Origin of the sequence: Kitasatospora sp. NPDC059577 (assembly GCF_042735475.1) — a bacterium.
GTDB lineage: Bacteria > Actinomycetota > Actinomycetes > Streptomycetales > Streptomycetaceae > Kitasatospora.
Genome location: NZ_JBHWBZ010000001.1, coordinates 551,634 through 561,159 on the forward strand (window position 1 = coordinate 551,634; position 9,526 = coordinate 561,159).

The 9,526-nt window shown below is 72.9% G+C and carries 8 protein-coding genes; 5 read left to right on the top strand and 3 right to left on the bottom strand.

Annotation, left to right across the window (positions count from 1 at the left end; genetic code table 11):
• Positions 1–122: 122 nt before the first annotated feature.
• From ACFV0O_RS02470 to ACFV0O_RS02480, 3 genes are all read right to left on the bottom strand, one after another.
• Entirely contained in the window at positions 123–365 is a 243-nt protein-coding gene (locus ACFV0O_RS02470; RefSeq protein ID WP_380335229.1) for a DUF6296 family protein, read from the bottom strand.
• 429 nt (positions 366–794) lie between these two features.
• The gene (locus ACFV0O_RS02475) at positions 795–2,453 is read right to left on the bottom strand and encodes a beta-1,3-glucanase family protein (protein ID WP_380335231.1); all 1,659 of its coding nucleotides are present in this window, start codon (positions 2,451–2,453) and stop codon (positions 795–797) included.
• A gap of 196 nt (positions 2,454–2,649) precedes the next feature.
• Complete coding sequence (locus tag ACFV0O_RS02480; protein ID WP_380335372.1) at positions 2,650–3,393, bottom strand: FadR/GntR family transcriptional regulator; 744 nt, start codon at positions 3,391–3,393, stop codon at positions 2,650–2,652.
• Between the two features lie 220 nt (positions 3,394–3,613).
• Here ACFV0O_RS02480 and ACFV0O_RS02485 point away from each other — a divergent pair, with 220 nt between their 5' ends.
• The 5 genes from ACFV0O_RS02485 to ACFV0O_RS02505 are packed head-to-tail and all read left to right on the top strand — an operon-like array spanning position 3,614 to position 9,402.
• Complete coding sequence (locus ACFV0O_RS02485; protein WP_380335234.1) at positions 3,614–5,179, top strand: amino acid permease; 1,566 nt, start codon at positions 3,614–3,616, stop codon at positions 5,177–5,179.
• Positions 5,176–6,534: a glutamine synthetase family protein gene (locus ACFV0O_RS02490; protein ID WP_380335237.1), complete on the top strand. Its 1,359-nt coding sequence runs from the start codon at positions 5,176–5,178 to the stop codon at positions 6,532–6,534. Before ACFV0O_RS02485 ends, ACFV0O_RS02490 begins: the two co-directional genes overlap by 4 nt.
• Entirely contained in the window at positions 6,531–7,259 is a 729-nt protein-coding gene (locus tag ACFV0O_RS02495; protein WP_380335238.1) for a gamma-glutamyl-gamma-aminobutyrate hydrolase family protein, read from the top strand. The genes ACFV0O_RS02490 and ACFV0O_RS02495 overlap by 4 nt, the downstream gene beginning before the upstream one ends.
• Entirely contained in the window at positions 7,256–8,629 is a 1,374-nt protein-coding gene (locus tag ACFV0O_RS02500) for an aldehyde dehydrogenase family protein (RefSeq protein WP_380335240.1), read from the top strand. Before ACFV0O_RS02495 ends, ACFV0O_RS02500 begins: the two co-directional genes overlap by 4 nt.
• A gap of 5 nt (positions 8,630–8,634) precedes the next feature.
• Positions 8,635–9,402 (top strand): 3-oxoacyl-ACP reductase, encoded by a 768-nt coding sequence (locus tag ACFV0O_RS02505; RefSeq protein WP_350520760.1) that lies wholly within the window; start codon positions 8,635–8,637, stop codon positions 9,400–9,402.
• Positions 9,403–9,526: the final 124 nt, after the last annotated feature.

The following is a 9,526-nucleotide window of genomic DNA, read 5'->3' on the forward strand; positions in this document are numbered from 1 at the left end:
CGTGGGGGGGGGGGCCCCCCCCCCCTGGGGGGGGGGGGGGGGGGGGGGCGGCCGCCCCGGGGGCGGGGCGCGCCCCCGCGCGGCGCGCGCCCCCCCCCCCCCCCCCCCGCGCCGCGGCCCGGTCAGCGCAAGGGGTGGGCATGGACCGGGGTGTCCGGCACCGGCCGGTCCAGGCACTCCAGGACGTGGACCAGGCCCTCCTCGTCGATCTCGACCCGCACCCTTCGGTCCGTGTCCGTGTACACCGGGTGCCCGTGGGGCCCGTGCCCGGCCTGGCGCTCCACCACCACCGTGTCCTGCTCGCCGTGGGATCCCACGGGTCCGGGGAACGTCAGCATCCAGCGGGCCGCATCCCCTGCCACCACGACCACATCCCGTCCTCAGCGCGCATCCGGTCCCGGACCGAAACCGGGTGGGGGTCCATTGTCCGCCCGCTGCCCGCCTGCGCGGCGGGCAACCGGTCGACGGTCGTCGCGGGGTTGCGGGGGGTGTTCGGAGGTGCCGAGGGCCGCGGGGGCCGGACGACGGTGCCCGGGGCAGCCGGGTGAGTTTGCGCCGGTCCGCGCGGCGGCGCAGCTCCGGCGGCCGTCGCTGCGCCGCGTCGGCGGTGTGCCGCTCGTGTCCGTGGAGCAGGCCGTGGACGAAGGCGTGCCGCGTGGTGCCGTCGGCCCGGCCCGCGAGGGGGACGCGCCGGCGGCCGTCGGGATGGAGGACCGCCGGTGGCGGCCGGTCCGAGTCCGTCCGGTTCGGCGGGACCGAGTCGGACGGACCCGGACCGGCCGGGCCCGTGCCGATCAGCCGAACGTGAACCAGTTGAGGTTGACGAAGTCGGCGCTCTGCCCGCTGGCGAAGGTGAGGTACACGGTGTGCGTGCCGGTGGTCCGGGCGATGTCGGCGGGCACCGTCCGCCAGGTCTGCCAGCCGCCGGTGGTGCCGACGGCGAAGCTGCCGACCGGTGCGGCGGTCGGGCTGTCCAGCCGTACCTGGACGAGTCCGCTGACGCCGGGTGCGGCGCCGGAGGCGACGCGGGCCTGGAAGCGGGTCGCGCCGGAGCTGCCGAAGTCCACGCCGGTGTAGGCGAGCCAGTCGCCGTTCGCGATCCAGCCGACGTCGCGGCCGCCGCCGGTGTCGCCGCAGGTCTCCAGCGCGGTGCCGGACTGCGAACTGCAGGACTCTGCCCGGATGGTGGCGAAGGCGCTGGTCCCGCCGCCGGGTTGGGGTGACGGCCCGGGGCCGACCGGGCCCTGGGCGCCTCCGACGGTGACGGACAGCAGCGTCGGGTTCGCCGACTGCACCTTGCCCTCGAAGTCGACGCCGGCCGGGTGGACGTCGTCGTACGGGAAGGCGTAGCCGAGGTGGTCGGGGTTGGTGGCGTGCAGGACGCGGGCGTAGTGGTTGGTGCGCGCGGCGGTGTAGAAGGCGGCCGGGTTCTCGCCGTCGGGCTGGTGCGGGTCGTCCAGCAGGGTGGTGCGGTTGAGGGCGGCGGCGAGCCGTGCGCTCAGGTTGCCCATCAGGTCGTTGCCGGTGGTGAACGGTGCCGAACTGCAGTTGAAGACGGCGGCGGTGGAGGGTTTGGCGAAGCCGCCGACGCCGGGGAAGGTGAGAACGCCGTTGCCGACCCGGCCGGTGACGGTGCCCCAGCCGGCCTGGGTGTCGATCACCAGGTCGGTGCTCCGGTACTTCTGCCACACGGCGGTGAGGTAGCTGTCCAGGTAGCCGTCGAACAGTGACGGGTCGGCGCTGATCGCCGTGTTGGGGCTGAGGATGCGCAGGGTCCGGCCGGCGGAGTCCGGGACGATCAGTCGGGCCCAGTCGCCGCCGTCGGCGGCGGCCTGGGTGCGCAGCGCGTCCGCGGCGGACTCCAGGCCGCCGACGGGCAGTCCGCTGACGCTCTGCCGCCCGCTGCCGGTGGTGAGGTCGAAGGCGATCGGGACGGCGGCGAAGTCGACGTAGCTGATGTTGGCGTACAACTGGTCGGGCCCGTAGGTGAATTCGCAGAACCCGTAGGCGGTGGCGATGTTGGGGTCGGTGGGGTTGCTCACCGAGGGCAGCGCGATGCCCGGGCCCGGGTTGATCAGGAAGGTCAGTTCGCGGCCGACGGAGAAGTAGATCCGGCCGCTGGAGAGGTACGGAAGGTGGATCCGCCGCGGGGTGTCGCCGGGTGCTCCCAGGGCGATGGCGCAGTCGGCGCCGAGCGGGGCGCCGGGGGCACCGGGGGAGGGCGGGTGGTAGAGGGTGCTGCCGTCGGAGCGCAGGAAGGCCCAGCTGTTGCCCTGGGCCGGGTCGAGGCCGAGGACGTAGGCGTGGACCGGCTGGGACGACACGGTGTTGACGAGGTCGACGTCGAGCCGCTGCGGGGTGGTGCTGCCGTCGGCGGACTGGGACAGGGCGAACAGCGCGGGCGCGGTCAGGGCCGCGACGGAGGCGCCGAGCAGGGTCCTGCGAGTGATCACGGGGGCTCCGGGGGGCGGTGGGGGAGGTGGGGGGAGGGCCGCGGGCGCGCGCTGCGCCGGCTGCCCATCACCCTCCCGCCCGGACCCGGACACGTCAATGTCTGTCACCATAAGCGGCTCTTAAGCCGGAGTCCGTTGATTACTTGAACGTTGTCGGTCAGGAGCCCCGGCGATTCCCCGCGCGTCCCGGGAGGTCTCAGGCCAGGAAGCCCCGCAGCAGTGCGGCGGTCGCGGCGAGGTGTTCCTCGGTGGCCCGGCGGGCGGCGTCGCCGTCGCCGTCGAGGATGGCCCGGACCATCGCCCGGTGCTGCTCGGCGGCGTGTTCGATGTTGCGGTCCAGCATGGGGATGGCGTTGAGCAGGTCGTTGAGGCGCATCCTGGCCTCGGCGATGGCGGCGGCGAGGGTGGGGGAGCCGGTGAGTTCGCCGATGGCGAGGTGGAAGCGCGAGTCGAGCTGGCGGTACTGCTCCGGAGGTGCCTCCTCCAGTTCGGCCAGCCGGCTCTCCAGGTGGGCGCGCTGGTCGGGGGTGAGGGGGTGGCGGGCGGCGGCCTCGGCGGCGCCGGTCTCCAGCACCTGGCGGTAGGTCAGCGCGTCCTCCAGTGCGCCGCCGAGGTCGCGGGCCGCGCGGCGCAGGTCGTCGACGTCCGGTGCGGGCATCAGGTAGGTGACGAAGGTGCCGCCGTAGCGGCCGCGGCGGGGTTCGACGCAGCCGGCCTGCTGCAGGGTGCGCAGGGCCTCGCGCAGGGTCTCCCGGCTGACGCCGAGGCGGGTGGCGAGGTCCCGTTCGGCGGGCAGCCGGTCGCCGAAGCCGAAGACGCCGAGCTTGATCGCCTGGAGCAGCCGTTCGACGGTCTCCTCGAAGGCGTTGCCGGTCCGGACCGGGCGGAAGATCGCCCCGGCCTGCCAGTCGAGCCGGGCCCGCTCACGCGTTTCGTCCACGTCCACGCCGGAATCGTACCTACGAACGGGTTTCCCGGACGTGTTCCCCCGTCGCTCTTGACGCGGCCCCGATGCAGCCGGAACGATGCTGCTCACCCACCCAATGGACTGATTCCAGACCATTGAAGAGCCGTCAGACCGTCGAACCCGCCGGGGCGACCCGTGCCACGCCGTCGTGGCCGCGTGCTCCCCGGCACACCCTCAACCCCCAGGGGTGCCCATGACCGACGCACGCTCACCCGACCACCCTGCCCCCGAACCGTTTCCGGCGGACACCGCCCCCGTTTCCGCCGACGAACAACGGCTCCGCGAGCTGGGCTACACCCAGGAACTGGCCCGCTCGATGTCGGGCTTCTCCAACTTCGCCGTCTCCTTCTCCATCGTCTCGATCCTCTCCGGCTGCCTGACCCTGTACGGGACGGGGATGAAGACCGGCGGCCCGGCCCTGATCATCTGGGGCTGGCCGGTGGTCGGCCTGCTGACGCTCTGCGTCGGGCTGGCGATGGCCGAGATCTGCTCCAGCTACCCGACGGCCGGCGGGCTCTACTACTGGGCGGCCAAGCTGAGCCGCAGCCGCGGACCGGCCTGGAGCTGGTTCACCGGCTGGTTCAACTTCCTCGGTCAGGTCGCGGTGACCGCCGGCGTCGACTTCGGCGCCGCCTTCTTCACCAACGCCTTCCTCACGCTGCGCTTCGGCATCGAGGCCAGTCCCGCGCACACCATGGAGATCTTCGCCGTCATCCTGCTGGCGCACGGCCTGCTCAACACCCTGGGGGTGCGCCTGGTCGCCGTCCTCAACAGCGTGTCCGTGTGGTGGCACCTGATCGGCGTCGCGATCATCGTCGGCGCCCTCGCCGTGCTCCCCGACCAGCACGCCTCGGCCTCGTTCGTCCTCACCGAGTTCGTCAACGGGACCGGCTTCCACAACCAGTTCTACGTGGCGATGCTCGGCCTGCTGATGGCCCAGTACACCCTCACCGGCTACGACGCCTCCGCGCACATGACCGAGGAGACCCACGACGCCGCCCGCTCCGGCCCCCGCGGCATCGTCAACGCCATCACCGTCTCCCTGGCGGCGGGCTGGATCCTGCTGCTCGGCATCACCTTCGCGATCCGCGACTACGACGGCGCGCTCAACAGCGACACCCAGGTCCCGCCCGCGCAGATCTTCATCGACGCGATCGGCGCCGGCGGAGCCGAAGTCCTGCTGCTGATCGTCATCGGCGCCCAGTTCTTCTGCGGCATGGCCTCCGTCACCGCCAACTCCCGCATGATCTACGCCTTCTCCCGGGACGGCGCACTGCCCGGCTCCCGCCTGTGGCACCGCATCGACCCGCGCACCCAGACCCCGACCAACGCGGTCTGGCTCGCCACCGGCGGCGCGCTGCTGCTCGGACTGCCCGCGCTCTGGAACACCACCGCCTACACCGCCGTGACCTCCATCTCCGTCATCGGCCTCTACATCTCCTACGTCATCCCGGTGTACCTGCGGCTGCGCCAGGGCGAGGCCTTCACCCGCGGCCCCTGGCACCTGGGACGGTGGAGCCGGCCGATCGGCATCGTCGCGGTCGCCTGGACCGCGGTGATCACCGTCCTGTTCATGCTCCCCACCGCCAGCCCGATCACCGTCGACAGCTTCAACTACACCCCGATCGCCGTGGCCGTCGTGGTCGGCTTCGCCGGCATCTGGTGGCTCGCCTCCGCCCGGCACTGGTTCACCGGGCCGCACGTCCACGGCGCACCGTCCGACCCCGACGCACTGGACACCGAACTGGAGGTCCGATGACCAGCCCCCGGCTCACCCTCGACGAGCTGCGCACCCGCGTCGCCGACGGATCCGTCGACACCGTCGTGCTCGCCATGACCGACATGCAGGGACGCCTCCAGGGCAAACGCGTCGCCGCCGAGTACTTCCTCGACGACGTCGTGCCCGGCGCCGCGGAGGGCTGCGGCTACCTGCTGGCCGTCGACGTCGACATGAACACCGTCGACGGGTACGAGGTCTCCTCCTGGGAGAACGGCTACGGCGACCTGACGCTGCGCCCCGACCTCGCCACCCTGCGGACCATCCCCTGGCACCCCGCCACCGTCATGGTCCAGTGCGACGTCGTCCACCACGACGGCAGCCCCGTCGCCGTCTCGCCGCGCCAGATCCTGCAACGCCAGCTCGACCGGCTGGCCGGCTACGGCTGGCAGGCCCACGCCGCCACCGAGCTGGAGTTCATCGTCTTCCGGGACAGCTACGAACAGGCCTGGGACAAGGACTACGCCCGGCTCACCCCGGCCAACCAGTACAACGTGGACTACTCCATCCTCGGCACCGGCCGGATCGAGCCCCTGCTGCGCCGGCTGCGCAACGGCATGGCCGGCGCCGGCCTCACCGTCGAGTCCGCCAAGGGCGAGTGCAACCTCGGCCAGCACGAGATCGCCTTCAAGTACGCCGACGCCCTCACCACCTGCGACGACCACGCCGTCTACAAGACCGGCGCCAAGGAGATCGCCGCCCAGGAGGGCTGCAGCCTCACGTTCATGGCGAAGTACGACGAACGCGAGGGCAACTCCTGCCACATCCACCTGAGCCTGCGCGACGACCAGGGCACCCCGGTGTTCGCCGGAGACCGCCCGCACGGCTTCTCCCGCACCATGGAGCACTTCCTCGCCGGACAGCTCGCCTGCCTCGCCGACTTCGCCCTGCTGCTCGCCCCCACCATCAACTCCTACAAGCGCTACGTGCCCGGCAGCTTCGCGCCCACCGCCATCGCCTGGGGCCGCGACAACCGCACCTGCGCCCTGCGCGTCGTCGGCCACGGCCAGTCGCTGCGCTTCGAGAACCGCGTCCCCGGCGGAGACGTCAACCCGTACCTCGCGGTCGCCGCCCTGATCGCCGCCGGACTGCACGGCATCGAGCAACAACTCGAACTGGAACCGGAGTTCACCGGCAACGCCTACACCTCCGCCGCGCCCCGGGTGCCCGCCACCCTGCGCGACGCGGTCGACGCCTTCGAACGCAGCGCCGTCGCCACCGAGGCCTTCGGCAAGGACGTCGTCCGGCACTACACCCACGCCGGACGCACCGAACTGGCCTCCTACGAAAGGGCGGTGACCGACTGGGAACGGCGCCGCGGATTCGAGCGGCTGTGACGCGCGACGACCGCCGCCGACCGCTGATCGGCATCACCAGCTACCAGGACGACGCCGCCTGGTCCGTCTGGAACCAGCGCGCCTCCCTCGTGCCCCAGACGTACGTCGACGCCGTCGTCCGCGCCGGCGGCACCCCGGTGCTACTGCCACCGCAACCCGGCGGCGCCGACCACCTGCTCGACGCCCTGGACGGACTCGTCCTCGCCGGCGGACCGGACATCGACCCGGCCCGGTACGCGGCCGACGCCGACCCGCGCACCGGCCCGCCGCACCACGCCCGCGACGGCTGGGAGAGCCTGCTCCTGCACACCGCCCTCACCCGCGACCTGCCGGTGCTCGGCGTCTGCCGCGGCATGCAGCTGCTCAACGTCGAACTCGGCGGCACCCTCCTGCAGCACCTGCCCGACGGCAACCACCAGATCGTCCCCGCCCGCTACGTCCGCCACCGGGTCACCCTGGTGGCGGGCAGCCGGCTCGCCGGCCTCCTCGGGCCGACCGCCGAGGTCTCCTGCTACCACCACCAGGCCGTCGACCGGCTCGGCGCCGGCCTGCAGGTCACCGCCCGCAGCGCCGACGGCACCGTCGAAGGGATCGAACTCACGGGCCACCGCTTCGCGTTGGGCGTCCAGTGGCACCCCGAGGCGAACCCCGAGGACCTGCGCCTCTTCCAGGCCCTGGTCGCCGCCGGCCAGACCACCTCCACGCACAGGGAGACAGCTCCATGACCGAACCGGACCTCCACGAGGTCGTCAACCCCGCCACCGAGGAGGTGATCACCACCGTCGAACTGGCCGGCCTCGCCGAGACCGACGCCGCCGTCGCCCGCGCCCGCGCCGCCTTCGACACCTGGCGCCGGGTCGCCCCCGCCGACCGGGCCCGGCTGCTGCGCGCCTTCGCCGCCGCCGTCGACGCCGACCGCGAGCACCTCGCCGCCCTGGAGGTCGCCAACGCCGGCCACACCATCGGCAACGCCCGCTGGGAGGCGGGCAACGCGCGGGACGTCATCGAGTACTACGCCGCCGCGCCCGAGCGGCTGTTCGGCCGGCAGATCCCCGTCGCCGGCGGCATCGACGTCACCTTCCAGGAACCGATCGGCGTGGTCGGCGTCATCGTGCCGTGGAACTTCCCCATGCCGATCGCCGCCTGGGCCCTCGCCCCGGCGCTGGCCGCCGGCAACACCGTCATCGTCAAACCCGCCGAACTCACCCCGCTCACCGCCCTGCGCCTCGGCGAACTCGCCCTGGAAGCCGGGATCCCGGAAGGCGTGCTGCAGGTCCTGCCCGGCCGCGGCCCGGTCGTCGGCCGGCGCTTCGTCACCCACCCCGACGTGCGCAAGGTCGTGTTCACCGGTTCGACCCGGGTCGGCAAGGAGATCATGGCGGGCTGCGCCGCCCAGGTGAAGCCCGTCACCCTCGAACTCGGCGGCAAGAGCGCCAACATCGTCTTCGCCGACGCCGACCTCGCCAAGGCCGCCGCGACCGCGCCCTACGCCGTCTTCGACAACGCCGGCCAGGACTGCTGCGCCCGCTCCCGGATCCTGGTCGAGGCATCCGTCCTCGACGACTTCCTGGCGCTCCTGGAGCCCGCCGTGCGCGGCGTGCGGGTCGGCGACCCGGCCGACGAGAAGACCGAGATGGGCCCGCTGATCTCCGCCGCCCACCGGGCCCGGGTCTCCGCCTACGTCCCGGACGGGGCCGCCGTCGCCATCCGCGGCAGCGCGCCCGACGGGCCCGGCTTCTGGTACCCGCCGACCGTGCTCGCGCCCGTACGGCACGACGACCCCGCCTTCACCGAGGAGATCTTCGGCCCCGTCGTCACCGTCGTCCCGTTCCGCGACGAACAGGACGCCCTGCGCATCGCCAACGCCACCGAGTACGGACTGTCCGGTTCCATCTGGACCAGGGACGTCGGCCGTGCGCTGCGGGTCTCGCGCGGCGTCGACGCCGGCAACCTCTCCGTCAACTCGCACTCCTCGGTGCGCTACACCACGCCCTTCGGCGGGTTCAAGCAGTCCGGCCTCGGCCGCGAACTCGGCCCGGACGCCCTCGACGCCTTCACCCAGACCAAGAACGTCTTCATCTCCACGGAGGAATGATCACCATGACCCAGCGACTCGACGGCCGGGTGGCCGTCATCACCGGCGCGGGCAGCGGCATCGGCCTGGCGACCGCCCGCCGCTTCGCCGCCGAGGGCGCTAAGGTGGTCTGCGTCGACCTCGACGCGGAGACCGGCGCCAAGGCCGCGAACGAGGTCGGCGGCCTGTTCATCCAGGCCGACGTCACCGACGAGGACGCGGTGCGCGACCTCTTCCAGCGGGCCGTCGACGAGTACGGCCGGCTCGACATCACCTTCAACAACGCCGGCATCTCCCCGCCCGACGACGACTCCATCCTCACCACCGGCCTGGACGCCTGGAAGCGGGTCCAGGAGGTCAACCTGACCAGCGTCTACCTGTGCTGCAAGTACGCGATCCCGCACATGCAGCGCCAGGGCAAGGGCTCGATCATCAACACCGCCTCCTTCGTCGCCGTCATGGGCGCCGCCACCTCCCAGATCTCCTACAGCGCCTCCAAGGGCGGCGTGCTGGCCATGTCCCGCGAGCTGGGCGTGCAGTTCGCCCGCGAGGGCATCCGCGTCAACGCGCTCTGCCCCGGCCCGGTCAACACCCCGCTGCTGCAGGAACTGTTCGCCAAGGACCCGGAGCGGGCCGCCCGCCGCCTGGTCCACATCCCGCTCGGCCGCTTCGCCGAACCCGAGGAGATCGCCGCCGCGGTCGCCTTCCTCGCCTCCGACGACTCGTCCTTCATGACCGCCAACACCTTCCTCGTCGACGGCGGCATCTCCGGCGCCTACGTGACGCCGCAGTAACGGGCCGCCCGCCGCGGCCGCAGGACACCGCCCGGGGCCCCCCCCCCCCCCCCGGGGGCGGGGGGGGGGGGGGGGCCCCGGCCCGGGGGGGGGCCCCGCCCCGGGGGGGGGGGGCCGGCCGCGC

Bases quoted from the DNA above. Each gene is read 5' to 3' on its own strand.
- ACFV0O_RS02485 (WP_380335234.1), top strand. From the start codon at position 3,614: ATGACCGACGCACGCTCACCCGACCACCCTGCCCCCGAACCGTTTCCG.
- ACFV0O_RS02490 (WP_380335237.1), top strand. From the start codon at position 5,176: ATGACCAGCCCCCGGCTCACCCTCGACGAGCTGCGCACCCGCGTCGCC.
- ACFV0O_RS02500 (WP_380335240.1), top strand. From the start codon at position 7,256: ATGACCGAACCGGACCTCCACGAGGTCGTCAACCCCGCCACCGAGGAG.
- ACFV0O_RS02505 (WP_350520760.1), top strand. From the start codon at position 8,635: ATGACCCAGCGACTCGACGGCCGGGTGGCCGTCATCACCGGCGCGGGC.